We start from the raw sequence: 25,352 nt of genomic DNA on the forward strand, positions 1-25,352 counted from the left end.
GTCAGGAGATCAGATCGAGGTCACTGACCCCGACGCTCACGCAGCTGGGTGAGCGCATCTTCGAGAAGCTGGACGGCTTCTGCGTCGGTGCGACGCTCCTTCACATACGCGAGATGCGTCTTGTAGGGCTCCGGCTTCGCGAGGGCAGGCGGGTTGGCCTTGTCGCGACCCGCCGGAAGACCGGACTGCGGGTGGTCGATCGTCTCGGGGATCTCCTCTTCAGGGAGCCCCGCGGCGAAGTAGCGGACCGTCTCGTTGCCGAGACCGTCCCAGTACGAGACCGCGATGCGGTCGGCGTGGTAGCCGTGGTCCTGCTCGCCCATGGGGCCGGAACCCACTCGGGTCCCTCGGATCGCGTTGCCGCCGGTAGCCATCAGATCACCTCGAACTTCGTGATGAGACCGAGCGCCACGATCGACACGAACCACGCCAGAGCGAGGATGACCGTGAAGCGATTGAGATTGCGCTCAGCGAGACCCGACGAGCCGACAGCTGACGTCATGCCTCCACCGAACATGTCGGAGAGGCCGCCACCGCGACCCTTGTGGAGGAGGATGAGGAGAGTCAGCAGGACGCTGGTTATGCCCAGCACCACCTGCAGGACGAACTCGAGAATTTCCACGAGGAAGAGCCTTTCGCTGGGGCAGGATTGCCCCGGTAACGGTCAAGTATACGGTGCGGCGGGGCCGGAGCCCCGCCACACTCACACGCCGACGTGCTTCTCGAAGCGGATGATCGCCGCGAACTCGTCGACCACGAGGCTCGCGCCTCCGACGAGTGCGCCATCGACATCAGGCTCGCGCATGAAGCTGGCGATGTTGGCCGCCTTGACCGATCCGCCGTACAGGATCCGGGTGCGCGCCGCAGCGTCGTCACCAAGAACCTTGGCGATCACCGTGCGCAGCGCAGCGCAGACATCCTGCGCCTGCTGCGGCGTCGCTGCCTGCCCGGAGCCGATGGCCCAGACCGGCTCGTACGCCACGACGATGTCCGCATCCTTCGACAGACCCTGGAGAGCGGCCTCGAGCTGCCCCGCGGGCACTGCGCTGGCCCCGAACTTCTCGAGGTCCTCAGCCGTCTCCCCGACGCAGATGACGGGCGACAGACCGTGCTTCAGCGCGGCCTTCGTCTTGGCCGCGACGACGTCATCGGACTCCGCGTGGTATTCACGGCGCTCCGAGTGACCGATGATCACGTACTTCGCATCGAGCTTCGCCAGGAAGGCTCCCGAGATCTCCCCGGTGTAGGCGCCGGAGTCGTGAGCCGAGAGGTCCTGCGCGCCGAGGGCGAACGGGATCTTGTCGGCGTCGATGAGCGTCTGCACGCTGCGGATGTCGGTGAAGGGCGGGAAGACCGCAACCTCGACCGAGCCGTCCTCGTGCTTGGCGTCCTTGAGCGTCCAGTGCAGCTTCTGCACGAAGGCGACCGCCTGCAGGTGGTCGAGATTCATCTTCCAGTTTCCCGCGATCAGCGGGGTACGGGTGTTCACACCCATCCGAGCACCTCCAGGCCGGGTAGTTTCTTGCCCTCGAGGAACTCGAGGCTTGCGCCGCCGCCGGTCGAGATGTGACCGAACTGGTCGTCGGTGAAGCCGAGCTGACGCACGGCCGCGGCCGAGTCTCCGCCGCCTACGACGCTGAGGCCGTCGACCTCGGTGAGCGCCTGCGCAACGGCCTTGGTGCCGCCGGCGAAGGCCGGGAACTCGAACACGCCCATCGGGCCGTTCCAGAACACCGTCTTCGACCCACGGATGACCTCCGCGAACCGCGCAGCCGTCTCCGGGCCGATGTCCAGGCCGATGCCGGAGGAGCCGAACGCGGTGCTCTCGATGGCGTCGGCGGCGGTGACCTCGTGCTCCGCATCAGCGGAGAACGAGGATGCGACGACGACATCGGTCGGGAGCACCAGCTCCACACCGCGCTTCTCGGCCTCGGCGATGTACCCGCGGACCGTCTCGAGCTGGTCCTCTTCGAGGAGGCTGGACGCCACCGCGTGGCCCTGCGCCTTCAGGAAGGTGAACAGCATGCCGCCGCCCACGAGGATGCGATCCACGCGCGGCAGCAGGTGCGAGATGACTCCGAGCTTGTCGCTGACCTTCGACCCGCCGAGGACGACCGCGTACGGGCGCTCGGGGTTCTCGGTGAGACGGTCGAGCACGTCCAGCTCGGCTGCGATGAGTAGACCGGCGGCCGACGGCAGCAGCTCGGCGAGGTCGTAGACGCTCGCCTGCTTGCGGTGCACGACACCGAAGCCGTCGGAGACGAGGACGTCTCCGAGCTCTGCCAGCTGAGCCGCGAAGGCGCCGCGCTCGGCGTCGTCCTTCGAGGTCTCCCCCGGGTTGAACCGCAGGTTCTCGATGACGACGATGCCGCCGTCCTCGAGCGAGGCCACGGCCTCCTGCGCCGACTCGCCGACGGTGTCGCGAGCGAACGCCACCGGCTTGCCGAGCAGCTCGGACAGCCGCTGGGCGACCGGCGCGAGACTGTACTGCGGGTCGGGCGCACCGTCGGGGCGGCCGAGGTGCGAGCACACGATGACGCGGGCGCCCGCGTTGATCAGTGCGTTGAGGGTAGGCAACGAGGCGCGGACACGGCCATCGTCCGTGATGATCCCATCCCGCAGGGGGACGTTGAGATCACAACGGACGATGACGCGCTTGCCCTCGAGCGAACCCAGTGAATCCAGGGTGCGCAGAGTCATGGGAGATGTCTCAGAGACGCTCTGCCACGTACTCGGTCAGGTCGACGAGACGGTTGGAGTAGCCCCACTCGTTGTCGTACCAGCTGGAGACCTTGACCAGGTTGCCGCTGACGTTGGTCAGCGTGGCGTCGAAGATCGACGAGTGCGGGTTGTGCACGATGTCGCTCGACACGATCTGGTCTTCGTTGTACTGCAGGAAACCGGCGAGGCGTCCGTCGGCAGCAGCCTTCTTGTACGCCTCGTTGACCTCTTCGACCGTGAGGTTCTCGCGGTCGGTGATCAGCGTGAGGTCGACGATCGAGCCGGTGGGAACCGGAACGCGGTACGACGAGCCGCTCAGCTTGCCCTGGAGCTCGGGCAGAACCTCGCCGATCGCCTTCGCGGCACCGGTCGACGCCGGGGTGATGTTGATCGCTGCGGCGCGTGCGCGACGCAGGTCGCTGTGCGGACCGTCCTGCAGGTTCTGGTCTGCCGTGTAGGCGTGAGCCGTCATCATGAAGCCACGGTCGATGCCGAAGGCGTCGTTGAAGACCTGGGCCAGCGGGGCGAGGCAGTTGGTCGTGCAGGAGGCGTTGGAGATGATGTGATCCGTCTCCGGGTTGTACGTGTCCTCGTTCACGCCCATGACGAACGTGCCGTCGACGCCGGTGCCGGGAGCCGAGATGAGGACCTTCTTGGCCCCTGCCTCGATGTGCTTCTTGGCCAGCTCGGCCTTGGTGAAGAAGCCGGTCGACTCGATGACGATGTCGACGCCCAGCTCGCCCCACGGGAGGCCGGCGGGGTCGCGCTCGGCGAACGCCTTGATGGCCTTGCCGTTGACCGTGATGCTCTCGTCGTCGTAGCTGATGTCAGCATCGAGGACGCCGCCCACGGAGTCGTACTTCAGAAGGTGGGCAAGGGTCTTGTTGTCGGTGAGGTCGTTGACAGCGACGATCTCGATGTCCGCTCCCTGCGCGAGAGCCGCGCGGAAGTAGTTGCGTCCGATACGGCCGAAGCCGTTGATACCGATCTTGACAGACACTCAGGTCTCCCTGTTTCTCGTGCGCTGTGCGCAGCAATCGTGCGTGCGCGGTGCGCGGGGGTTTTTGGCTGAGATGGCGTCCCGACGAGACTTGGCCCGTCGGGACGCGACCCGATTACGACAGTACCAGCAGGCCGTTCGTCTTCTCGCGGGCGACCTCGAAGCGCTGGGCGACGTTCTCCCAGTTGGCGATGTTCCACGCGGCCTTCACGTAGTCGGCCTTGACGTTGAGGTAGTCGAGGTAGAAGGCGTGCTCCCACATGTCGAGCTGGAACAGCGGCACGGTGCCCTGTGCCGTGTTCGACTGCTGGTCGAACAGCTGCTGGATGATCAGGCGCTGGCCCATCGAGTCCCAGCTGAGGACGGACCATCCGGAGCCCTGGATTCCGAGGGCGTTCGCGGTGAAGTGCGCCTGGAACTTCTCGAAGGAACCGAAGAACTCGTCGATGGCTGCCTTGAGCTCGCCCTCGGGCTGTCCGCCGCCGGTCGGCGAGAGGTTGGTCCAGAAGATGGAGTGGTTGACGTGACCGCCGAGGTTGAAGGCGAGGTCCTTCTCGAGCTTGTTCACGTTCGCCAGGTTGCCGCTGTCGCGCGCCTCGGCGAGCTGCTCGAGGGCGGTGTTGGCGCCGGCGACGTAGGTCGCGTGGTGCTTGTCATGGTGCAGCTCCATGATCTTGCCGCTGATGTGCGGCTCAAGGGCTGCGAAGTCGTAGGGAAGGTCGGGGAGCGTGTAGGTCGCCATGTCGCTTTCATCCAATCCGCGCCGCGCCGCGGCGCTTGCCGATCCTCTGCGCCGCCGATGTGCGACGTAGAGCGGACGTAACTCATCCTAGTGACGACAACGCGTCGCCGACCCTGATCCTTCCCCCATATGACGAAGCGAGGCGACCCCTTGACAGGGATCGCCTCGCTGATGTCGTTCGCTGTGGTCAGACGTCGAGACCCGCTGGCACGGCTGCTTCCGTTCCCGGGATGCCCTCCTGCTGGGCACGCTTGTCCGCCATCGCCAGAAGACGGCGGATGCGGCCGGCGACGGCGTCCTTGGTCATGGGCGGATCGGCGTGGTGGCCCAGCTCGTCGAGGCTCGCGTCGCGGTGCGCGAGACGCAGCTCGCCCGCGACCTTGAGGTGGTCGGGCACCTCGTCGGCGAGGATCTCCAGGGCCCGCTCGACGCGCGCGCAGGCGGCGACGGCGGCCTGCGCGGAGCGACGGAGGTTGGCATCGTCGAAGTTGACGAGACGGTTGACGCCCGCACGCACCTCGCGACGCTGGCGCATCTCCTCCCAGGCGACCGCGGTCTTCTGAGCACCCATCTCGCTGAGGATGGTGCGGATCGCCTCGCCCTCACGCACGACGACGCGCGGCATGCCTCTCACCTCGCGCGCCTTGGCGGCGACACCCAGGCGATGCGCCGCGCCCACGAGTGCCATGGCGGCCTCGGATGACGGGCAGGCGACCTCGAGCATGGCCGATCGGCCGGGTTCGCTCAGCGTTCCCGCGGCGAGGAACGCACCCCGCCAGAGACCGGCCACTTCAGCGCGAGAGCCAGTGGTGAGACGGTTGGGGAGTCCGCGGACCGGACGCCGACGCTGGTCGAGCAGACCGGTCTGGCGTGCGAGGGTCTCCCCCGAGGCGATGACCCGGACAGCCCATCGCGCGCCGTCATTCGCCGTGCTCGACTGCACCTGTGCGATCTCCGGTCGGACTCCGTAGATCTCGGCAAGGTCGCGCGCGACACGCTGCGCGAGGATCTCGGCATCCACCTCCGCCTCGACGGCGACCCGCCCGGCGATGGAGTGCAGTCCGCCGGCGAACCGGAGGATCGAGGTGACCTCCGCGACACGCACCGTCGGGGGTGCATTACGGATGCTGACCAGCTCAGCCTTGACGTCGGTCGTTAGTGCCACGACACTCCTCTACGCTCACGCGCCGGATCGCGGCGCAAACCTCCAGCCTACTCTGACGGAGGCTCTTGCTATTCCCTGCCGAGGTCCCGGTGACGCACGTTGACGGCCACTCCCGGCACGGAGGCGAGCCGACGGGCCAGCTCCTCCGCCATGGCCACGGAGCGGTGCTTTCCGCCGGTGCAGCCGATCGCGACGGTCGAATGGCTCTTGTTCTCGCGCTGATACCCCTCGAGCACCGGAGTGAGTGCCGCCGAATACGAATCGAGGAACTCGGCGGCGCCCTCGCGTGACAGCACGTAGTCCCTGACGGACTCGTCCTGACCGGTCAGGCCCCGCAGCTCTTCGTTCCAGAACGGGTTCGGGAGGAAGCGCATGTCCGCGACCAGGTCGACGTCGGTCGGGAGACCGTACTTGAAACCGAAGCTCATGAGCGTCACACGATGCCTCGCTGCCCCCGCTTCCGAGAAGAGGTCGGAGACCTGGGTGGCGAGCTGATGGATGTTGAGTGCGGAGGTGTCGACCACGAGATCGGCCGACTCGCGGATCGGCGCCAGTCGCTGGCGCTCGACGCGGATGCCGTCGAGCAGAGTGCCGTCCCCCTGCAGCGGGTGGGGTCGGCGAACCGCCTCGAACCGACGCACGAGCACATCGTCCGACGCGTCCAGGAACAGCACGCGGACGGAACCACGCGATCTCAGCGCCCTCGCGACGCCCGGGAAGTCGTCGAAGAGGTTGCGCCCGCGAACGTCGACCACCGCTGCGACCTTCGGCAGAGCGTCACCGCCCATGTCCGTGAGGTCGAGCAGCGGTCGGAGGATCTGCGGCGGCAGGTTGTCGACCACGTACCAGCCGAGGTCCTCGAGTGCGTTGGCTACCGTCGTGCGCCCTGCGCCCGACATGCCCGTGACGATGAGGAACTCGCCTTTGTCCCCGTCAGTCATGGTTACTCCTTCTCCCCCGCTGGCTCCAGCCTAGCGAGTGGAGAGATGCGTATGGATGTTCTGTGCGAGGACAGGACCGATCCCCTGCACCTCCTGGATCGCCTCCAGAGGCGCGGAGCGCAGCGCGGTGACGGAGCCGAAGTGCTTCAGGAGGACCTTGATCCTCGAGGAGCCGAGGCCTGGCACCTCGGCCAGGATCGACGTGATGTCGTTCTTGCGTCGTTTGCGCTGGTGCGTGATCGCGAACCGGTGGGCCTCGTCTCTCAGCCGCTGCAGCAGGTAGAGCGACTCGCTGGTGCGCGGCAGGATCACCGGGAAGTCCTCCCCCGGGAGCCAGATCTCCTCGAGCCGTTTGGCGATGCCGCACACGGCGATCTCGGTGTGCCCGGCGTCTCGCAGTGCACGTGCCGCCGCTTCGACCTGGGGCTGTCCACCGTCGACCAGCAGCAGCTGAGGCGGATAGGCGAAGCGCGGTTTGCGCTTGACCTCCACGACGACGTCCTCGGACTCGTCTCCCGCCTCCACGGGGACCGCTGCGGATGCGGGCTCATCGATCTCTTCCGGACGATCGAGATAGGCGAGTCGACGACGCAGCACCTGGTACATCGAGTCCGTATCGTCGGTGGTCTCGGCGATGTTGAACGACCGGTACTGGTCTTTGCGGGGAAGTCCGTCTTCGAAGACCACCATCGAGGCGACGACGTTCGTGCCACCGAGGTGCGAGATGTCGAAGCACTCGATGCGAAGCGGCGCCTCCGACATCCCCAACGCCTCCTGCAGATCGGTCAGAGCCTGGGTTCGTGCGACGTAGTCGCTCGTACGACGGGTCTTGTACCTGATCAGGGCCTGCTGCGCGTTGAGGGTCGCCGTGCGCATGAGATCAGCGCGTTGCCCCCGTTGGGCGATGGCGATCTCGACCTTCTTGCCTCGCCGCTCGCGCAGCCAGACCTCGAGCTCGGCCGCGTCGTCGGGAAGGGTCGGCACGATGATCCGCCGGGGCACATCCTGCGCATCGCCGTACGCGCGCTGCAGCACCTGGTCGACGAGATCGGCTGTCGAGATGTCGATCTCCTTCTCGATCGTCATCGCGCGAACACCGCGGACGCGCCCGCCGCGGATCACGAAGTGCTGCACGGCGGCAGCCAGCTCGTCTTCCGCGATGCCGAAGAGGTCGGCATCCTCGTCGGTCGCGAGCACGAGCGCGCTCTTGCCGAGCACGGCCTCGATCGCGGTGAGCTTGTCACGGTATCTGGCGGCGGCCTCGTAATCCATCGCGGCCGACGCCGCCAGCATCCGCTTGGTCAGCTCTCGGGTGAAGCGCTCATCGCCGCCCGCCATGAAGGCGACGAAGTCGTCGACCATGGCACGGTGCTCCTCGATCGTCACCGTCATCGAGCACGGCCCGCCGCACTTGCCGATCTGCCCGGGAAAGCACGGCCGGCCGGTCTGCATCGCGCGTTTGTAGCTGGAGTCGCTGCAGGTGCGGATCGGGAATGCCTTGACCATCAGGTCGATCGTCTCGTGCACCGCCCAGACCTTGGGATAAGGACCGAAATAGCGGGCACCGGGAATCTTGCGGTTCCTGGTCACGATCACGCGCGGCGCCTCATCACCCAGGGTCACGGCCATGAACGGGTAGGACTTGTCGTCCTTGTAGCGGACGTTGAAGGGCGGATCGAACTCCTTGATCCACATGTACTCCAGCTGCAGCGAGTCCACGTCCGTCGAGACGACGGTCCACTCGACGGACGACGCCGTGGTGACCATGCGCCGCGTGCGTTCGTGGAGCGTGCGCAGCGGAGCGAAGTAGTTCGACAGTCGCTGGCGCAGGTTCTTGGCCTTGCCGACGTACAGCACGCGTCCATCAGCATCGCGGAAGCGGTACACGCCGGGGTTGGTGGGGATCTCACCAGCCCGCGGCTTGTACGGCAGGACGTCGGCCATCAGCTGGCCTTCCGCGCAGAGCGCCCCTCACCCAGGATCTCGGCGAGGAACTGACCCGTGTGGCTGTCCTCGACTCGCGCGATCTGCTCGGGAGTGCCGGTCGCCAGGATCTCGCCGCCGCCCGAGCCGCCCTCGGGCCCGAGGTCGATCACCCAGTCCGCGGACTTGATCACATCGAGGTTGTGCTCGATGACGATCACCGTGTTGCCCTTGTCGACGAGTCCGTTCAGTACCTCGAGGAGCTTGCGCACGTCTTCGAAGTGCAGACCGGTGGTCGGCTCGTCGAGGACGTAGATGCTGCGACCGTTGCTGCGCCGCTGGAGCTCGGTGGCCAACTTGACGCGCTGAGCCTCGCCGCCGGAGAGAGTCGTCGCCGACTGACCGAGGCGCACATACCCGAGCCCGACGTCGACGAGGGTCTTCATGTAGCGGTGGATCGCCTGAATGGGCTCGAAGAACTCGGCCGCTTCCGCGATCGGCATCTCGAGGACCTCGGCGATGTTCTTGCCCTTGTAGTGCACCGACAGCGTGTCGCGGTTGTAGCGCTTGCCGTGGCAGACCTCGCAGTCGACGTACACGTCGGGCAGGAAGTTCATCTCGATCTTGATCGTGCCGTCGCCCGAGCACGCCTCGCAGCGACCGCCCTTGACGTTGAAGCTGAATCGCCCTGGCTGATAGCCACGGACCTTCGCCTCGGGGGTCTCGCTGAACAGCGAGCGGATGCGGTCGAACACGCCGGTGTAGGTGGCCGGGTTGGACCGCGGCGTGCGGCCGATCGGTGCCTGATCGACGTGCACGACCTTGTCGAGGTTGTCGAGCCCTGACACACGCGTGTGCTTTCCGGGAACCGTGCGGGCGCCGTTGAGCCGCGAGGCCAGCACCTGGTACAGGATGTCGTTGACGAGCGACGACTTGCCCGAACCCGACACGCCGGTCACGGCCGTGAGAACGCCCAGCGGGAAGTTCACGCTGACGTTCTTGAGGTTGTTCTCGCGGGCGCCGACCACGCTCAGCATGCGTTTCTTGTCGAGCTTGCGACGCTTCGCCGGAGTGGGGATCTCGCGCGCACCCGAGAGGTATTCGCCCGTCATAGAGTTCGGCTCGTTCAACAGAGCCGAGTACGGACCGGAATGCACGACCTCTCCACCGTTCACGCCGGCGCCCGGTCCGATGTCGACGACCCAGTCAGCGGCTTCGATCGTCTCTTCGTCGTGCTCGACGACGATGAGCGTGTTCCCGAGGTCGCGAAGTTTCAGAAGGGTGTCGATCAGACGACGGTTGTCACGCTGGTGCAGACCGATCGACGGCTCGTCGAGGACGTAGAGGACGCCGGTGAGCCCGGAGCCGATCTGCGTCGCCAGCCGGATGCGCTGCGCTTCTCCACCGGAGAGCGACCCGGCGGACCGGCTGAGGTTGAGGTAGGAGAGCCCGACCTGCAGGAGGAAGTCGAGTCGCAGGCGGATCTCACGCAGCACCTGAGCCGCGATCTTCGCCTCACGATCGGTGAGGGTGAGGGTCTCCATGAACGACCGCGCGTCGGCGAGGCTCAGGTGCGACACCTCGGCGATCGAATGCCCGTGCACCTGCACCGCGAGGACCTCGGGCTTGAGTCGGTTGCCGTCGCACACCGGGCAGGGGACCTCGCGGAGGTACTCGCCCCAGCGCGAGCGCTGCGTGTCGGACTCGGCCTGGGCGTACTGCCGCTCGATGTACGGCACGACGCCTTCGAACCCCGATGCATAGCGCATCTCGCGCCCATAGCGGTTCTTGAACTTGACGGTGACCTTGTAGTTGTCGCCGCGCAGGATCGCGTCCTGAACGTCGACGCGCAGATCCTGCCACGGGGTGTCGAGAGAGAAGTTGAGGTCGTCGGCCAATCCCTCGAGCAGCCGCTCGTAGTACTGGAAGAGCCCCTTGCCCTGGGTGGTCCACGGGATGATCGCGCCCTCGCGGATGGAGAGCTCCTCGTCGCCGAGCATCAGGTCGATGTCGACGGACATGCGGGTGCCGAGACCCGAGCAGGCCGGACAGGCACCGAAGGGCGCGTTGAACGAGAACGTGCGCGGTTCGATCTCGGTGAGGGTGAGCGCGTGGCCGTTCGGGCAGGCGAGCTTCTCGGAGAAGGACTGCCACGCGTCGTCGCCCTCTGCGTCGACGTAGTTGATCTGCACCACGCCGCCGGCGAGCCCGAGCGCGGTCTCGACCGAGTCCGTGACTCGACCGAGGATGTCGTCTGCCGCGACGAGGCGGTCGACGACGACGGCGATGTCATGCTTGTAGCTCTTCTTGAGCGTGGGCGGCTCGGCGAGCTGGATGAGGTCGCCGTCGACGATCGCGCGCGAGTAGCCCTTGGCCCCCAGCTCGCGGAACAGGTCGACGAACTCGCCCTTCTTCTGCGAGACGATGGGCGCGACGATCTGGTAGCGGGTGCGCTCGGGCAGCTCCATGAGCTGGTCGGCGATCTGCTGGACGGTCTGACGTTGGATGCGCGCACCGCACTCGGGGCAGTGCGGAATCCCGATCCGCGCCCACAGCAGACGCATGTAGTCGTAGATCTCGGTGATGGTTCCGACCGTGGACCGCGGGTTGCGGTTGGTCGACTTCTGGTCGATCGACACCGCAGGGCTGAGGCCCTCGATGAAGTCGACGTCCGGTCGGTCGACCTGACCGAGGAACTGACGCGCGTAGGCGCTCAGCGACTCGACGTAGCGACGCTGTCCTTCAGCGAAGATCGTGTCGAAGGCCAGACTGGACTTTCCCGATCCGGACAGGCCGGTGAACACGACGAGGGAGTCGCGTGGGATGTCGATGTCGACGTTCTTGAGATTGTGTACGCGGGCACCGCGGACACTGAGTTTTCCTGGGGTTGCAACCGGGACGATAGGCACTGATCAAGTCTACGAGTGGCCACCGACATTGGCTCCGTGAGGGCTCACAGGGAAGCGATCAGTGCTCTCGAGTACCGCGGTTCGCCCGCGTGAGCAGGGTCGCGACGAGTGCGACCACGGCTCCGGCCCCGGCGACAGCGGCCCAGGGCACTGTCGGCAGCGACGCGGGGGTGTCGATGCGCATGACCACCATGACGGCCACGGTGATCGGCTGGGCGATCGCCTGCACGACGATCAGCCTCACCAGGCTCGGACGGAGGGCGGTCACGATCACGCGGGAGCCGGCCGGGATCACGAGGGAGAGCGACATGAGGACATGGATCACCTGCACCGCGAGCACAGCGATCATCGCGCGCCCGACGTCGGGCTCCGAGATCAGCATCCCGATCACGAGGCATCCGATCGACCCCCAGGCCGCGAAAGTCTGCGGAAGAGCGGCGGCGATGATCGCCAGGACGACTGCCGCCACCTGCCATCCGAGCAACGGGCACAGCATCGCAGCACCCGCGGCGACGGCGACGACGAGCGCGCCCCTCACGACGAGTCCCGGGACGGAAGGACCCGTCCGTAGCGTGTCGTTCGCTCTCATCGCCCGGCCCTCGCGATCGCACGCATCGCCGAGGACGGGTCCGAGGCCCACGAGACCACGTCGACTCCGGCGCCGTGGAGATCCGCGAACACGTTCCCCCTCTCTGCGAGCACGGTGCGCAAGCCGATCAGCTGCGCACGGGTGAGCCGAGCACGGTCGAGCGGAGGGAGGACATCGACGGCGACGACTCTGTGGCCGCTGGCCCTCCACATCAGCGCGGTCCGAGCGGCGGCGCCCTCGAAGAAGGTCGACAGCACGAAGACCACCGAGCCGTGCGGCACGGGAGGAGTGCGACGGAAAGTCGCGTCGCCTCTCGCCTGGCCCGTCGCGGCGATGGCCGCCACGACCCGTGCCAGGTGCCTCGAGCCGCCGCCGCTCCTCAACGACCGGCCGCCGTGCACGAGCACGTGAAGTGCGACGCGGTCGCCCTCGCCTATGGCCGAGTCGGCGATGGCTCGCGCAGCCTCCCTCGCGAGGTCGAGGGAGGTCACGCCGCTGCGTTCGCGGTCGCCGCTCCCCCACGAGGCGACGACCTCACCCAGATCCTCAGACGTGTCCATGGCGACCACGACCGACGAGTCGCTGAGCGTATTGGTCCGACGGACCAGCAGATCGCCTGGCCGGCGGGACATCCGCGCCGTCGCCCGCCAGTCCACGCGGCGGAGTTCGTCGCCGGGCGCGAAGGGGTGGATGTCCCGGAAGTCGCCGCCCTGACCCGCCCGGCGCCCCTCGTGCGCGCCGTGCGACCCCGTCAGTCGTCGCGGCAGCGGGAGCGCGTCGAGTGATCGGCGGGGCGGGGCCACCTGACGCCTGATGGCGGCGAGGTCCGACGTCGACGAGAGCGCCGCTCCCTCGAAGGAGAACCCCCTCGCTGCCGCCTGGACCGGGATCGTCGGACCGGAGTGCAGGACCTTGCTCCGCGCAGTGAATGTGAAGCCACCGCCGGGCACGATCACGCGTCTGCTGCGACGCTCCGACTGCACGACCACCACCTCGACGGCATCCGCATCGCTGTCCACCGCGATCGATGTGAGCAGCTCGCCATCGCGCCCGGGCACCGGGTCGATCGCGATCTTCGCCACCGCGCCGGATGTGCCCCGCGCGATCGCGAGACCGCTCCAGATGGCCAGAGGAAGCCCCATCGCCACCACGTCGGGTCTTGCCGCGAGAAGGCCGACCGCGGCGAGCAGGGCAGCGCCTCCGATCGCCACGGACAACACAGGACCGCGACGCCCCGCGTCGGGCCCGTCCGTCATCCGAGCACTCCGACGGTCGGCGGAACAGCCACCTGTCCGACGACCGAGCGCACCACATCGGATGCCGACGCGCCCTGAGCCCACGCCTGGGGTGTGAGCGTGAGACGATGCGCCAGCACGGGCACGGCGATCCGCTTGATGTCGTCCGGACGGACGAAGTCCCGGCCATCCAGAGCCGCGAGCGCTCGTCCCAGCAGCAGCAGCCCCAGAGAACCCCGCGGCGACGCACCGACCTCGACGTTCGCCGCGGTCCGGGTGGCGCGTGCGATCTCGACGCAGTAGCGCGAGATGTCCGGGTCGACGTGGATGGCCTCGACGGCCTCCTGCAGGGAGATGAGCTGAGCGGCGTCGATGACCGGAGCGATGTGAGTAGCCTCCTGGCGCCTGCTCACGCGGTTCTCCAGGATGCGGGCCTCGCTCTCCGCCGCCGGATAGCCGACGGACAGCCGCACCATGAACCTGTCGAGCTGTGCCTCGGGCAGCGCGTACGTGCCCTCGTACTCGATCGGATTCGACGTCGCGATCACATGGAACGGCGCGGGCAGGGCGAAGCTGTTGCCCTCGACGGTCACCTGACGCTCCGCCATCGCCTCGAGCATCGCCGACTGCGTCTTCGGCGTGGTCCTGTTGATCTCGTCGGCGAGCAGCAGTCCGGTGAAGATCGGCCCCGGCCGGAAGACGAAGTCCCCCGAGTCCGGAGCGTAGACGTACGACCCCGTGACATCGCCGGGGAGCATGTCCGGAGTGCACTGCAAGCGCCGGAACGACAGCCCCAGCGCCGAGGCGAGGCTGCGCGCGGCGAGCGTCTTCCCCAGGCCCGGCACATCCTCGAACAGCACGTGACCGCCGGCGAGGATCGAGGCCAGAGCGATCTCGACCGGGTCGTCCATGCCCACGACGACTGTTCGCACGGCGGCCAGGATCCGGGCTCCGGTGGCGGCGATCTCTGCGGGGCTCGTCATGGCATCTCCTTCATCGACGCGGCGGCGAGGGCCGCCCGTGGTCGGGGGTCGGTACGTGCAACCGGGGTGACGGTTCGTCCGGCGAGGTGGGATCCAGTCGATCGATCGCGTCCAGCGCCCTCTCGACGTCGACGATCGTCGTCTCCGGTCCCGTCAGGCGCTCCCAGACTCCCGGGTCGATCAGCCGCGGGAGTCGGTCGCGGTGAGCAGGGTCATCCGGATCCACTCCGTGGCGCATCAGCCGCTGACGCAGGATCACCCCGACACGGCGCGTGATCTGCGCTCCCGCGATGCCGGTGTGTGTGTTCAGTGCCCACGCCATGCGAGAGATCTCGGTAGGTCGTCGATCCGGCTCCACGTCTATGCGCGGCGCGTCGAACCCCGGCTCGAGCGGCATCGCGAGCTGCGCGAGCAGACCGACCGCACCGATCAGGAGACCCCATGCGATCACGAACGGCCAGGTGAAGCCGAAGCCGAGGAGCGCCAGAGCGACGAGGACCGCCGCCCCCGCTGCGACCAGCGTTCTGCGGACAGTCACCGCCACACCTCCTCGATGCGTCGCAGGACCTCTCTCGCCGAGGCCCGGTCGCCCTCGTCGGCCGACCCGGCTCCGAATCGGACGCTCTCGTAGAGACGCAGCAGCGACGCGGCGTCCCCGGCCACCCCGGGCCGCAGAGTGATGATCCGCACCACGAACTCGCCGGGAGTCTCGGTCGCCGCTCGCTTCACTCCTGCGTCTGCGGCACTCTCTTCGAGCCCGATCCACGCGGCGACGATGGCATCCGACGCTCGGGCGCGCTCGTCGATCCGCATGAGCGCCCCGGCGATCCCGCGCTGCATCACAGCGACGGCGATCTCGGGTTCCGGCGCCGAGGTGAGGTGATCGACCTCGGATGCGACCGCGGCCGCGTCACGGCGGCCCAGCGGGCGATCCCGCCACGCTCGCAGCAGGGCTCTCGCGGCGATCACGAGGAGCGCGATGAGCCCGGCAGCGACCAGCGCCATGAGGATCACGGCGAGCGTCTGAACGACCGCGGCGGCGGCGGAGTCGATCTCCATCGGCTCGGGAACCCCGGTGGCACCCGGATCGCTGGACGGCAGCGGCTCCGCTGTCCCCCGAGGAATCGGCGGGGCGGGGCGGAACGTCGGGCGGCCCTGGATCGCCGCAGCGATCATGGCCAGGACGAAGAGTCCCACGACGACAGTCGAGAGGACCATGCGATCGACGCTCCGGCGCGCAAGACGCGTCTGGGGTTCGCTCGGCATGCCCACACCCTACGGTGCGGTCACTCCATGGCGGGGCGGCGACCCGCGAATGCCGACAACCCGTCGCGCAGTGTGGCTACCTGCTCGAGATCCATCCCCACGGCGGCCATCACCTGTCGAGGAACGTCGAGAGCGCGATCTCGCAGAGCTCGACCCGTGTCCGTGAGGGTGATGTCGAGACGGCGCTCGTCCTCGACGCTGCGTTGTCTGGCGACCAGCCCATCGGCTTCCAGACGCTTCACCAGGGGAGACGCCGTCGCCGGCTCGAGAGCGAGGTCAGCCGCAAGATCGTTCAAGGGACGCGGAGCACGCTCCCAGAGCGCCAGCATCACGAGATACTGCGGATGCGTGAGCCCGAGCGGCTCGAGGATCGGCCGGTAGATCGCCACGACGTTGCGCGCTGCGGTCACCAGGGCGAAGCAGAGCTGATTGTCGAGTTTGAGCAGGTCGTCCGATGCGGTCACGGCTTCGAATATACATTGACCCTAATAGTTAGTACACTAAGCAACATGGCCAGTTCTGACGATCGACCTCCGCTCCGCACTCGGATTCGCGAGGCCGGAGGACTGTACGCGTGGATCAACTCGAACCTGATCCGCTTCGCGGGCCCCGCCTCCGTCGGCCCCTACGAGAAGACTCCCCCGCCGAGCCCGTCCGAGCGGGCAGAGCGCGCCTGCCCGTTGTGCGGTGCACCGATGAGCGAGCACGAGATCGACCGTTCAGGTCCGAAGACCCTCGTTCACTGCCCCTGACAGGGGATCTCACCCGTCGGCTGAGACTCGTTCTCGCGCGTCAGCGGAGACTCTCGCTCTCAGTTGTAGCGCTGCGCGTCTTGGCGTGCGACGTCGAGCCACGAGGCGAGATCGTCGTCGTCGACGAGCACGCTCGGCGACACATCGAGCCAGCTGGTGCCCATCGTCCGCGCGCCCATGACCGCGACCGCCACCCCGGGGCGGGCGATCAGCGAGTCACCGTGCTCGCCATCGACCCGGACGAGCAGAACCCCGCCCGCGCGCGCTCCGACGAGGATGTGCCCATCGAGGAGGAAGGCGCGCGTGCCGAACATGCGCTTCTCCTCGACGTCCTCATCGAGTGTGAGGAGCGCTCGCACTCGATCGGCGAGCTCCTCGCCCGCTGCATCCATCCTGGTGCCTCCGAGCTTCTCAGGCGTGGCCGGCCTTCTCCATCGCGCGCAGTTCCTTCTTCATGTCCTGCACCTCGTCGCGCAACCGCCCGGCGAGCTCGAACTTGAGCTCGGCGGCAGCCGCGAGCATCTGATCCGAGAGGTCCTGGATCACCGCTTCGAGCTGCTGAGCTCCTTCTGCGGCGATGCCGGTGCGCCGCAGGTTCGGCGTCGGCGACTTGCCCTTGCCGGTCGCTCTCCCGCGCCCGGACATCATCTCAGCGGTGTCGGCGCCCTCACGCGCGAGCACCTCGGTGATGTCGGCGATCCGTTTACGCAGCGGCTGAGGGTCGATACCGTTCTCGAGGTTGTACGCGACCTGCTTCTCGCGGCGGCGATCGGTCTCTTCGATCGCCTTCGCCATCGAGTCGGTGATCTTGTCGGCGTACATGTGCACTTCGCCGGAGACGTTTCGCGCCGCGCGACCGATCGTCTGGATGAGCGAGGTGCCTGACCGGAGGAAGCCTTCCTTGTCGGCGTCGAGGATCGCGACGAGGGACACCTCAGGCAGGTCGAGCCCCTCTCGGAGCAGGTTGATTCCCACGAGGACGTCGTACACCCCGGCACGCAGTTCACTGAGCAGCTCGACCCGTCGCAGAGTGTCCACGTCCGAGTGCAGGTATCGCACGCGTACGCCGTGCTCGCCGAGGAAGTCCGTGAGCTCCTCGGACATCTTCTTCGTGAGTGTCGTGACGAGCACACGCTCGTCGCGTTCGACCCGAAGCCGGATCTCCTCGAGGAGGTCGTCGATCTGCCCCTTCGACGGCTTCACGATGATGTGCGGGTCGACGAGTCCGGTCGGGCGGATGATCTGCTCGACCACGCCGTCGGCGATCCCCATCTCGTACTTGCCCGGTGTCGCAGAGAGATAGACGGTCTGTCCGATTCGGTTCTTGAACTCGTCCCAGCGCAGCGGCCGGTTGTCCATCGCGCTCGGAAGCCGGAAGCCGTGCTCGACGAGCGTGCGCTTGCGGGAGGCGTCGCCCTCGTACATCGCACCGATCTGCGGCACCGTCACGTGCGACTCGTCGATCACGAGCATGAAGTCGTCAGGGAAGAAGTCGAGCAGCGTGTGCGGCGGCTCGCCCGGCTGGCGCCCGTCCATGTGCCGGGAGTAGTTCTCGATGCCCGAGCAGAACCCGAGCTGCTGCAGCATCTCGAGGTCGAACGTGGTGCGCATCCTCAGGCGCTGGGCCTCGAGGAGCTTTCCCTGACGCTCGAACTCCTTGAGCCGCTCTTCGAGCTCGTGCTCGATCGTGCCGATGGAGCGCTGGATCACGTCGGTGCCGGCGACGTAGTGCGAGGCGGGGAAGATCGGCACGGAGTCGAGCTTCTCGATCACCTCTCCGGTGAGCGGATGCAGCGAATAGAGCGCTTCGATCTCATCGCCGAACAGCTCGATGCGGATCGCGTGCTCCTCGTATACGGGGATGATCTCGATGGTGTCTCCCCGCACGCGGAAGTTGCCTCGGGAGAAGTCGACGTCATTCCGGTTGTACTGCATCGAGATGAACTGTCGGATCAGCGCGTCCCGGTCGTAGCGCTCCCCCACCTGGAGCGCGACCATCGCCCGGAGGTACTCCTCCGGCGCACCGAGACCGTAGATGCAGGAGACCGTCGAGACCACGATCACATCCCGACGGCTCAGCAGCGAGTTGGTCGTCGAGTGGCGGAGACGCTCGACCTCGGAGTTGATCGACGAGTCCTTCTCGATGAAGGTGTCCGTCTGCGGGACGTACGCCTCCGGCTGGTAGTAGTCGTAGTAGGAGACGAAGTACTCGACGGCGTTGTTCGGCATCAGCTCGCGGAACTCGTTGGCGAGCTGCGCGGCGAGAGTCTTGTTGTGCGCGAGGACGAGCGTCGGACGCTGCACCTGTTCGACCAGCCAGGCGGTCGTCGCGGACTTTCCGGTACCCGTGGCACCGAGCAGGACGATGTCTGTCTCGCCGGCATTGATGCGCGACGCGAGCTCGGCGATGGCCTTCGGCTGGTCGCCGGCGGGCGCGTATTCGCTGATGACCTCGAAAGGACGGACGCTGCGCGTGGTTTGCATACCTCCAGCGTATGCCGGGCCACCGACATCGGGGCCACGAGAGCCCCCGGCGGAATCCCTGCCCGTCAGTCAGTCGACCGCGTCCACACGTAGGGAGTGGTGGTCGTGACCGTGACGAGCCCGGCCCGCTCGAGGATCGGCCGCGAGAACTCCGTGGAATCCGAGTGCAGATACACCTTGCCGAGGGCGAGGGCGGACCGCGCCCGCTGGGCCGTCAGAGCCCGATAGACGCCGCGGCCCCGCCACTCGGGCAGCGTCGCGCCTCCCCACAGACCGGCGAATCGCGTGCCCGTGACCGGTTCGAGCCGTCCAGCGCTGATCACCTCGTCTCCGGCGACGGCGGTCCACAGCTCCACCGTGTCGTCCTCGCGGATGCGCTGCAGCGTCGTCTCGACCCGCACCCGCCACCGGGGATCGCCGAACACCCTGCCCTGCATCTCCTCCATCGCGAACACCTCGGTCTCCGTTCGCGCGCGCCGAAGCTCGACTCCGGCGGGGAGCGACACCGGCTGGGCGAGCAGCTCCGCCTCGCCGATCATCACCGACTCCGTCTCCTCCGGCACGAAGCCTCGGCTTTCGAGAGTCCCGCCGAGCCCCGGTGCCCGGTCATGCCCGCGCGTCTTCCACTCGATCGAGTCGATCTCGCTCCGCCTCCCGAAGTGCGCGAGCGCGGCATCGACGAGCGCCTCGATGCCGCCCTGATCGACCCCGCCGAGATCGGCGTAGGACACGAACCCGCGCCCGCCCGGAAAGGCGGCGAGACGCAGCGGTCCGTGCGTCGCCACATTGAGGGCATGCACCACTTCCGCATCCGTGCGCAGCTCGTGGTCGTACGCTGCAAGATGCCTCATGCGCATGGTGCTGGTCCTTCGGGTCGGTCGCGCCGGCGAGCGGCTGCGCGGCGGTGCCGCCTCGCGATCATATGCGTCCTGTCGGCGACGACCGGAGCGCGCGCGCCGCGAGTGCCGCCGACACCGCGCACATCGTGATGATCGCGCCCACGAACCACGCCCAGTCCGCCCTGCCGAACACGATGCCCAGCGCCCATCCGAACAGGCTCGAGCCCGCGTAGTAGCCGAAGTAGTAGAGCGACGATGCCTGCGCACGACTGTCCGGCGTGGCAGCGGCCGGAGCCCACCCCGACGCAACCGCATGTGCGCCGAAGAAGCCGCCCGTGAAGAGCGGCAGCCCGAGGACCACCGGCAGCGCGGCCTGGCTGAGCATGGCGAGCGCTCCGATCCCCATCACCGCGATCGAGCACAGCAGCACCGGGTATCGACCGAAGCGAGATGCGAGAGCACCGGCGGTCGGTGACGAGACGGTGCCCGCGAGGTAGGCGAGGAAGAGCAGGGTCACCAGCCAGCTCGGAAGAGAGAACGGCGCGTCGATGAGGTGGAATCCGAGGTAGTTGTACACCGCGACGAACGCTCCCATGAGAAGGAAGCCCTGCGCGTAGAGGGCGAGTTGCGGTGCGGAGCGCATCGGCGACACGAGACGCGCGAGCATCCCGCTTGTCGCACCCTCGCGAAGCCGACCGGGCACGAACCCCCGAGCCTTCGGCGTCAGCCAGAGGAAGAGAGCGGCCGCCATCGCGCAGACACCGGCCACGACCCAGATTCCCGCACGCCACCCCCACTGCTCTCCCGCCAATCCGGACACGACGCGACCGAGCAGACCACCCACGGTCGTCCCGGCGATGTAGCTCCCCGCGGCCGCCGCGGCATGACGCGCACTCACCTCCTCGCTGAGGTACGCGAGCGCTACGGCTGGCACGGCGCCCAGCGCGATGCCCTCGAGCAGGCGCAGCGCCAGCAGCATCTCCATGCCGGTGCTGAGCGGAGCGACGAGACCCAGAACGGTAGCGGCGAGGATGCCGGTCCCCATCGCCGGCACTCGGCCGATGCGATCCGCGACCATCGACCACGGGATCACCGCCGCCGCGAGACCGAGCGTCGCGGCCGATACAGCGAGCGCCGCGGTGGCAGGCGTGATCCCGAGATCGGACGACAGCTGCGGCAGAACGGCCTGCGGCGAATAGAGCTGGGCGAATGTCGCGATGCCGGCGAAGAAGAGCCCGACGATGAGACGCCGATAGGCAGGGGATCCGGGTGCGTGACCGGTGAAGGTCACGACGAGCGGATCCGCTCCCACAGGGCATCGGTCTGCAGCATCGTCTGCTCCAGGGATCCGGATGTGTCGACGACCTCATCGGCGATCGCCAGCCGACGCTCGTCCGAGACCTGAGCATCGATCCGCTCCTGCGCAGCCTGTTCCGCCATGCCGCGCAATTCAACGAGCCTCCGTCTGCGCTCCTGGGCAGGCGCATGGGCGACGACGATCAGGTCCCAGGGGTCATCGACGCGCGCCTCGACCAGAAGGGGCACGTCGTACACGACCACACCGCCCGGTTCGGCGGCCGCTGCCGCCTCGAATCGTCGCTGCGACTCGGCACGGACGGCCGGATGCACGATCGCGTTCAGTCGCGCCAGCCGCTCCGGATCGCCGAAGACCTTGGCCCCCAGGGCGGCGCGGTCGAGTGCGCCGTCCGCCGAGATGACGTCCGCGCCGAAGGCATCCTCGATCCGAGCCAGAACCTCGGAGCCGGGCGACTGCACGTCGCGGACGATCTGATCGGCGTCGACGACCACCGCGCCGAGCTCTGCGAGTCGTCGTGCGATGGTCGACTTGCCCGAGGCGATGCCGCCGGTGAGCGCGATGAGAGGCATCTCGCCAGTCTAAACGGGGCTGAGATCGCGGATCAGCGGGCCAGCAGCTGCCGTCGCGAGCTGATGACGCCGGTGTCGAAACCGGCCAGGTGGAGGCCTCCGTGGAACCGGGCGTGCTCGATCTTGATGCACCGATCCATCACCACGGAGAGCCCCGCGCCCTCGGCGATCGCCGCGGCATCCTCGTTCCACGATCCCAGCTGCAGCCACAGGGTCTGCGCCCCGGCTTCGATCGCCTCCTGGGCGACGCCGGGCAGGTCGTCATGGCGGCGGAAGACGTCGACGACGTCCGGGACCACCGGCAGGTCGGACAGCGAGGCGTAGACCGGCTGACCGAGGATCTCCGATTCCCGCGGGTTGACGAGATAGACGTCGTATGCGGTGCTGGAGAGCAGGTACGTCGCGACGAAATACGAGGCGCGCGCGGGATTGTTCGACGCGCCGACGATGGCGACCGACTTCGCGCGTCGCAGTATGCCGAAGCGCTGCTGCTGGCTGGGACCCTCCCAGGTCCGATCCGGGTGCGCCGGCGCGGGTGTGGGCAGGGCGCAGGCCGCAGAATCCTGGGCGGTCGGCAGCGCGCAGGCATCGGCGCCGGTGGTCTCGATTCCGCTCATCGAGTGGCTCCTGTCGCTGTCGTGAGGGCCTGGTCAAGGTCCCAGATGATGTCTTCTGCGTCCTCGAGGCCCACCGAGATGCGGATGAGGTCCGGTCGCACGCCCGCCGCGACGAGCTGTGATTCCGTGAGCTGCCGGTGGGTCGTCGATGCCGGGTGGATGACGAGCGTGCGCGCGTCCCCGATGTTCGCGAGGTGCGATGCCAGCTGAAGATTCTCGATGAGCGTCTCGCCCGCCGAGCGACCGTCGTCGGCCCTGACCCCGAAGGCGAACACCGAACCAGGACCGAGCGGCAGATACTTCGCTGCGCGCTCATGATGCGGGTGATGCTCGAGACCCGCCCACGTCACATACTCCACCCGGGGGTCGGAGTCGAGCCATTCGGCCACGATCCGCGCGTTCGCAAGGTGCGCATCGATCCGCTGCGGCAGCGTCTCGACTCCCTGAAGGAGGTTGAACGCCGACTGCGCGCTCAGCGCCGGGCCGATGTCACGCAGCTGCTCGGTGCGGAGCTTGGTGAGGAAGCCGTACTCGCCGAAGTTGTCCCACCACTTGATGCCGCCGTACGACTCGACCGGCTCTGTCATCTGCGGGAAGCGGCCGTTGCCCCAGTCGAAGGTGCCCTTCTCGATGACGACGCCGCCGAGCGTCGTCCCGTGTCCGCCCAGGAACTTGGTGACCGAATGGATGACGATGTCCGCGCCGTGCTCCAGAGGGCGCGCGAGGTACGGGGTGGCGAGCGTGGCGTCCACGACCAGCGGCACACCTGCGGCATGAGCGACCTCGGCCAGCCCCTCGATGTCGGCGATCTCACCCGAGGGATTGCCGATCATCTCCACGTAGACGACCTTGGTCTCCGGACGGATGGCGGCGGCGTAGTCGGCGGGATCGGTCGACGCGACGAACGTCGTCTCCACGCCGAAACGACGCAGGGTCACGTCGAGCTGGGTCACCGTGCCCCCGTACAGCTGCGCCGCGGCGACCACATGGTCGCCCGCTCCGACGAGCGCCGCGAACGTGATGAACTCCGCGCTCATCCCCGAGGCGGTCGCGACCGCGCCGATGCCGCCCTCGAGCGAGGCCAGGCGTTCTTCGAGCGCGGCGACGGTGGGGTTGCCGATGCGCGAGTAGATGTTCCCGTACTTCTGGAGGGCGAAGAGGTTGCCGGCGTCCGCCGCGTCGTCGAACACGAACGACGTCGTCTGGTAGATCGGCACGGCCCTGGCGCCGGTCGCTGCGTCGGGAGTCCCGCCGGCATGCAGCGCCCTCGTGCGAAAACCGAAGCGATGTTCTTCCGTCATGATGTCCTCAGTTCAGCGTTCTCGAGCACGGCGGCGATCTCGCCGACGGCCCACGGATTCTGCAGCGATGTCGTGTCTCCCAGCGGAGCTGGGGCTCGTCCCGAGCGACGATCCTGCTCGGCCTCCCACAGTTGGGCGAGAAGTCGGCGCATGATCTTTCCCGAGCGGGTCTTCGGCAGGTCGGCGACCACGACGATGTGCTTCGGCTTGGCGACAGGACCGATGGCAGCCGCCACCTGCGACCGCAGCGCGGCGACCGACACCTCGGATCGTCCGGAGGGAGTCACGAAGGCGACCACCGCCTGGCCTGTGATGGGGTCTGCGACGCCGGCCGTTCCCGCTTCGCCCACCGTCTCGTGCGCCACCAGCGCCGACTCGATCTCGATCGTGGACAGCCGGTGGCCCGACACGTTCACCACGTCATCGAGCCGCCCCAGGATCCAGATGTAGCCGTCGGCGTCTCTCGTCGCACCGTCGCCCGCCACGTAGTAGCCGCCGTGTTCGCCGTGCCCGGCGTAGGCGGACCAATACGCATCGCGGTAGCGCTGAGGGTCGCCCCACACCGTCCTCGCCATACCCGGCCACGGGCGGCGCACCACGAGCGTGCCCGACCGGCCGGGAGCGACCTCGTGGCCGTCCGCGTCGACGACCGTCGCATCGATGCCGGGCAGCGGCACGGACGCGGACCCCGGCTTGAGGGTCGTGACTCCGGGCAGCGGCGCGATCATCGCCGCCCCGGTCTCGGATTGCCACCAGGTGTCGATGACCGGCAGCTCATCGCGTCCGAAGTTCCGGCGGAACCAGATCCAGGCCTCCGGATTGATCGCCTCGCCGACGGTCCCGAGCAGACGGAGGGTCGAGAGATCGTGACCCGACGGGAGTTCGGGCCCGAACCAGGTCATGAAGGTGCGGATCAGCGTCGGCGCCGTGTAGTACACCGTCACGCCGTACCGCTCGATGATCTCGAGATGACGTTCGCGATCGGGGGTGTCCGGCGTTCCCTCGTAGATCACCTGGGTCAGCCCGTTGGAGAGAGGCCCGTAGATCTCGTAGGTGTGAGCGGTCACCCACGCGAGATCCGCCGTGCACCAGTGCACGTCGTCGGGCTTCGCGTCGAAGTGCGCCCAGTGTGCCCAGCTCGCATGCGTCAGGTAGCCACCGGAGGTGTGCACGAGGCCTTTGGGCTTGCCGGTGGTCCCCGATGTGTAGATGATGAACAGCGGATGCTCGGAGTCGAACGCCTGCGCGATGTGGTCGGACGAGGCTGTGCCGACCGTGTCATGCCACCAGACGTCTCTACCGTCGGTCCACGGCACGTCCTGGCCGGTGCGCCGCAGGACCAGCACATGCTCGAGGTCCGGCAGATCCGCTGCGGCGATGTCGGCCGTCGACTTCACCTCGGTCGCGGTGCCGCGGCGGAACTGCCCGTCGCTCGTGACGAGCAGTTTGGCGCCGGTGTCGATCAGACGGAAGCGCACCGCTTCGGCCGAGAAGCCGCCGAACACCAGTGAATGCACGGCGCCGATCCGTGCGCATGCGAGCGTGATCACGACCGTCTCGATCAGCACGGGCAGATAGACGACCACCCGGTCGCCCGGTTCGATGCCGAGCGCGGTCAGCGCGTTCGCCGCCTGCGAGACGCGACGCTGGAGGTCCGCGTACGTGACCGAAGCCCTGTCCCCCGGCTCTCCTTCGAAGTGGAGGGCGATCTTGTCCCCGCGCCCGGCGTCGACATGACGGTCGACGCAGTTGTATGCCACGTTGAGGCGCCCGCCCACGAACCAGCGCGCCGCCGGGACGTCATCGCCCGCAGGCGGATCCCACTCGTGGGCCGTGTGCCAGTGCTCTGCCCAGTCGAGTCGGGACGCGGCCTGCTCCCAGAAGGCCGTGGGGTCCGCGGCGGCCCTCGCATACGCCTCATCGGCGACGTTCGCCTGAGCGGCGAACGCAGCAGGGGCCGGGTACGCACGGGTCTCGTGCAGGCGCGCCTCGGCCATC

At 67.8% G+C, this 25,352-nt stretch carries 25 protein-coding genes; 1 reads left to right on the top strand and 24 read right to left on the bottom strand.

All coding sequences use genetic code 11. The features are described 5' to 3' along the window. Window positions 1-20 precede the first annotated feature (20 nt). The 16 genes from BEP68_RS09330 to BEP68_RS09405 form a co-directional block, all read right to left on the bottom strand. The gene (locus BEP68_RS09330; protein ID WP_042540778.1) at window positions 21-374 is read right to left on the bottom strand and encodes an RNA polymerase-binding protein RbpA; all 354 of its coding nucleotides are present in this window, start codon (window positions 372-374) and stop codon (window positions 21-23) included. Beyond that, on the bottom strand, window positions 374-622 hold the full coding sequence (gene secG / locus BEP68_RS09335) for a preprotein translocase subunit SecG (protein WP_053096652.1): 249 nt from the start codon (window positions 620-622) through the stop codon (window positions 374-376). The genes BEP68_RS09330 and secG overlap by 1 nt, the downstream gene beginning before the upstream one ends. 81 nt (window positions 623-703) lie before the next feature. Continuing rightward, a complete protein-coding gene (gene tpiA, locus BEP68_RS09340) occupies window positions 704-1,495 on the bottom strand; it encodes a triose-phosphate isomerase (protein WP_053096653.1) in 792 nt (263 codons plus the stop codon). Next, a complete protein-coding gene (locus BEP68_RS09345) occupies window positions 1,486-2,700 on the bottom strand; it encodes a phosphoglycerate kinase (RefSeq protein ID WP_187249801.1) in 1,215 nt (404 codons plus the stop codon). Before BEP68_RS09345 ends, tpiA begins: the two co-directional genes overlap by 10 nt. Window positions 2,701-2,710: 10 nt before the next feature. Then, complete coding sequence (gap, locus tag BEP68_RS09350; protein WP_053096657.1) at window positions 2,711-3,721, bottom strand: type I glyceraldehyde-3-phosphate dehydrogenase; 1,011 nt, start codon at window positions 3,719-3,721, stop codon at window positions 2,711-2,713. Between the two features lie 115 nt (window positions 3,722-3,836). Then, window positions 3,837-4,463: a superoxide dismutase gene (locus tag BEP68_RS09355; protein WP_187249802.1), complete on the bottom strand. Its 627-nt coding sequence runs from the start codon at window positions 4,461-4,463 to the stop codon at window positions 3,837-3,839. Window positions 4,464-4,650: 187 nt separating this feature from the next. Next, on the bottom strand, window positions 4,651-5,628 hold the full coding sequence (whiA, locus tag BEP68_RS09360) for a DNA-binding protein WhiA (RefSeq protein ID WP_042540784.1): 978 nt from the start codon (window positions 5,626-5,628) through the stop codon (window positions 4,651-4,653). A 68-nt stretch (window positions 5,629-5,696) separates the two neighbouring features. Next, window positions 5,697-6,569, bottom strand: coding sequence for an RNase adapter RapZ (gene rapZ / locus BEP68_RS09365; protein ID WP_053096659.1), 873 nt, complete (start codon window positions 6,567-6,569; stop codon window positions 5,697-5,699). A 30-nt stretch (window positions 6,570-6,599) separates the two neighbouring features. After that, entirely contained in the window at window positions 6,600-8,513 is a 1,914-nt protein-coding gene (uvrC, locus tag BEP68_RS09370; RefSeq protein ID WP_053096661.1) for an excinuclease ABC subunit UvrC, read from the bottom strand. Beyond that, window positions 8,513-11,401 carry an excinuclease ABC subunit UvrA gene (uvrA, locus tag BEP68_RS09375; protein ID WP_053096663.1) on the bottom strand — a complete coding sequence of 963 codons (2,889 nt, stop codon included), beginning with the start codon at window positions 11,399-11,401 and terminating at the stop codon, window positions 8,513-8,515. The genes uvrC and uvrA overlap by 1 nt, the downstream gene beginning before the upstream one ends. A gap of 58 nt (window positions 11,402-11,459) precedes the next feature. Continuing rightward, window positions 11,460-11,990, bottom strand: coding sequence for a hypothetical protein (locus BEP68_RS09380; RefSeq protein WP_187249803.1), 531 nt, complete (start codon window positions 11,988-11,990; stop codon window positions 11,460-11,462). Further along, entirely contained in the window at window positions 11,987-13,246 is a 1,260-nt protein-coding gene (locus BEP68_RS09385) for a DUF58 domain-containing protein (RefSeq protein ID WP_187249804.1), read from the bottom strand. The genes BEP68_RS09380 and BEP68_RS09385 overlap by 4 nt, the downstream gene beginning before the upstream one ends. Further along, window positions 13,243-14,208, bottom strand: a complete 966-nt coding sequence (locus BEP68_RS09390; protein WP_187249805.1) for an AAA family ATPase — start codon at window positions 14,206-14,208, stop codon at window positions 13,243-13,245. The genes BEP68_RS09385 and BEP68_RS09390 overlap by 4 nt, the downstream gene beginning before the upstream one ends. 10 nt (window positions 14,209-14,218) lie before the next feature. Next, entirely contained in the window at window positions 14,219-14,746 is a 528-nt protein-coding gene (locus tag BEP68_RS09395; protein ID WP_157538214.1) for a hypothetical protein, read from the bottom strand. Further along, entirely contained in the window at window positions 14,743-15,474 is a 732-nt protein-coding gene (locus BEP68_RS09400; RefSeq protein WP_187249806.1) for a DUF4129 domain-containing protein, read from the bottom strand. Before BEP68_RS09400 ends, BEP68_RS09395 begins: the two co-directional genes overlap by 4 nt. Window positions 15,475-15,494: 20 nt before the next feature. Continuing rightward, window positions 15,495-15,938 (bottom strand): MarR family winged helix-turn-helix transcriptional regulator, encoded by a 444-nt coding sequence (locus BEP68_RS09405; RefSeq protein WP_053096674.1) that lies wholly within the window; start codon window positions 15,936-15,938, stop codon window positions 15,495-15,497. A 45-nt stretch (window positions 15,939-15,983) separates the two neighbouring features. Between BEP68_RS09405 and BEP68_RS09410 the strand changes: the two genes are divergently transcribed. Beyond that, window positions 15,984-16,226 (top strand): hypothetical protein, encoded by a 243-nt coding sequence (locus BEP68_RS09410; protein WP_053096676.1) that lies wholly within the window; start codon window positions 15,984-15,986, stop codon window positions 16,224-16,226. Between the two features lie 59 nt (window positions 16,227-16,285). Here the strand turns inward: BEP68_RS09410 and BEP68_RS09415 are convergent, their stop codons facing one another. The 8 genes from BEP68_RS09415 to acs all read right to left on the bottom strand — a co-directional run bounded on the left by BEP68_RS09415 (window position 16,286) and on the right by acs (window position 25,351). After that, complete coding sequence (locus BEP68_RS09415) at window positions 16,286-16,618, bottom strand: TfoX/Sxy family protein (RefSeq protein WP_222839258.1); 333 nt, start codon at window positions 16,616-16,618, stop codon at window positions 16,286-16,288. Between the two features lie 19 nt (window positions 16,619-16,637). After that, a complete protein-coding gene (gene uvrB, locus BEP68_RS09420; RefSeq protein WP_053096678.1) occupies window positions 16,638-18,710 on the bottom strand; it encodes an excinuclease ABC subunit UvrB in 2,073 nt (690 codons plus the stop codon). Window positions 18,711-18,775: 65 nt separating this feature from the next. After that, window positions 18,776-19,561: a GNAT family N-acetyltransferase gene (locus tag BEP68_RS09425; RefSeq protein WP_261987783.1), complete on the bottom strand. Its 786-nt coding sequence runs from the start codon at window positions 19,559-19,561 to the stop codon at window positions 18,776-18,778. Between the two features lie 67 nt (window positions 19,562-19,628). Next, window positions 19,629-20,840 (bottom strand): MFS transporter, encoded by a 1,212-nt coding sequence (locus BEP68_RS09430; protein ID WP_187249808.1) that lies wholly within the window; start codon window positions 20,838-20,840, stop codon window positions 19,629-19,631. Next, on the bottom strand, window positions 20,837-21,436 hold the full coding sequence (gene coaE, locus BEP68_RS09435; protein ID WP_187249809.1) for a dephospho-CoA kinase: 600 nt from the start codon (window positions 21,434-21,436) through the stop codon (window positions 20,837-20,839). Before coaE ends, BEP68_RS09430 begins: the two co-directional genes overlap by 4 nt. A gap of 32 nt (window positions 21,437-21,468) precedes the next feature. Then, on the bottom strand, window positions 21,469-22,053 hold the full coding sequence (locus tag BEP68_RS09440) for a CoA-binding protein (RefSeq protein WP_261987784.1): 585 nt from the start codon (window positions 22,051-22,053) through the stop codon (window positions 21,469-21,471). After that, window positions 22,050-23,354 (bottom strand): O-acetylhomoserine aminocarboxypropyltransferase/cysteine synthase family protein, encoded by a 1,305-nt coding sequence (locus BEP68_RS09445; protein ID WP_187249810.1) that lies wholly within the window; start codon window positions 23,352-23,354, stop codon window positions 22,050-22,052. The genes BEP68_RS09440 and BEP68_RS09445 overlap by 4 nt, the downstream gene beginning before the upstream one ends. Then, on the bottom strand, window positions 23,351-25,351 hold the full coding sequence (gene acs, locus BEP68_RS09450; RefSeq protein WP_187249811.1) for an acetate--CoA ligase: 2,001 nt from the start codon (window positions 25,349-25,351) through the stop codon (window positions 23,351-23,353). Before acs ends, BEP68_RS09445 begins: the two co-directional genes overlap by 4 nt. Window position 25,352: the final 1 nt, after the last annotated feature.

The organism is Microbacterium sp. 4-7, assembly GCF_014332665.1.
Taxonomy (GTDB): domain Bacteria; phylum Actinomycetota; class Actinomycetes; order Actinomycetales; family Microbacteriaceae; genus Microbacterium.

What these genes read in the sequence shown, in the direction of transcription:
- BEP68_RS09330 (WP_042540778.1), bottom strand. Translation starts at nt 374, where the DNA reads ATGGCTACCGGCGGCAACGCGATCCGAGGGACCCGAGTGGGTTCCGGC.
- tpiA (WP_053096653.1), bottom strand. Translation starts at nt 1,495, where the DNA reads ATGGGTGTGAACACCCGTACCCCGCTGATCGCGGGAAACTGGAAGATG.
- BEP68_RS09345 (WP_187249801.1), bottom strand. Translation starts at nt 2,700, where the DNA reads ATGACTCTGCGCACCCTGGATTCACTGGGTTCGCTCGAGGGCAAGCGC.
- BEP68_RS09355 (WP_187249802.1), bottom strand. Translation starts at nt 4,463, where the DNA reads ATGGCGACCTACACGCTCCCCGACCTTCCCTACGACTTCGCAGCCCTT.
- rapZ (WP_053096659.1), bottom strand. Translation starts at nt 6,569, where the DNA reads ATGACTGACGGGGACAAAGGCGAGTTCCTCATCGTCACGGGCATGTCG.
- uvrC (WP_053096661.1), bottom strand. Translation starts at nt 8,513, where the DNA reads ATGGCCGACGTCCTGCCGTACAAGCCGCGGGCTGGTGAGATCCCCACC.
- BEP68_RS09380 (WP_187249803.1), bottom strand. Translation starts at nt 11,990, where the DNA reads ATGAGAGCGAACGACACGCTACGGACGGGTCCTTCCGTCCCGGGACTC.
- BEP68_RS09385 (WP_187249804.1), bottom strand. Translation starts at nt 13,246, where the DNA reads ATGACGGACGGGCCCGACGCGGGGCGTCGCGGTCCTGTGTTGTCCGTG.
- BEP68_RS09390 (WP_187249805.1), bottom strand. Translation starts at nt 14,208, where the DNA reads ATGACGAGCCCCGCAGAGATCGCCGCCACCGGAGCCCGGATCCTGGCC.
- BEP68_RS09400 (WP_187249806.1), bottom strand. Translation starts at nt 15,474, where the DNA reads ATGCCGAGCGAACCCCAGACGCGTCTTGCGCGCCGGAGCGTCGATCGC.
- BEP68_RS09410 (WP_053096676.1), top strand. Translation starts at nt 15,984, where the DNA reads ATGGCCAGTTCTGACGATCGACCTCCGCTCCGCACTCGGATTCGCGAG.
- BEP68_RS09415 (WP_222839258.1), bottom strand. Translation starts at nt 16,618, where the DNA reads ATGGATGCAGCGGGCGAGGAGCTCGCCGATCGAGTGCGAGCGCTCCTC.
- uvrB (WP_053096678.1), bottom strand. Translation starts at nt 18,710, where the DNA reads ATGCAAACCACGCGCAGCGTCCGTCCTTTCGAGGTCATCAGCGAATAC.
- BEP68_RS09425 (WP_261987783.1), bottom strand. Translation starts at nt 19,561, where the DNA reads ATGAGGCATCTTGCAGCGTACGACCACGAGCTGCGCACGGATGCGGAA.
- coaE (WP_187249809.1), bottom strand. Translation starts at nt 21,436, where the DNA reads ATGCCTCTCATCGCGCTCACCGGCGGCATCGCCTCGGGCAAGTCGACC.
- BEP68_RS09440 (WP_261987784.1), bottom strand. Translation starts at nt 22,053, where the DNA reads ATGAGCGGAATCGAGACCACCGGCGCCGATGCCTGCGCGCTGCCGACC.
- BEP68_RS09445 (WP_187249810.1), bottom strand. Translation starts at nt 23,354, where the DNA reads ATGACGGAAGAACATCGCTTCGGTTTTCGCACGAGGGCGCTGCATGCC.
- acs (WP_187249811.1), bottom strand. Translation starts at nt 25,351, where the DNA reads ATGGCCGAGGCGCGCCTGCACGAGACCCGTGCGTACCCGGCCCCTGCT.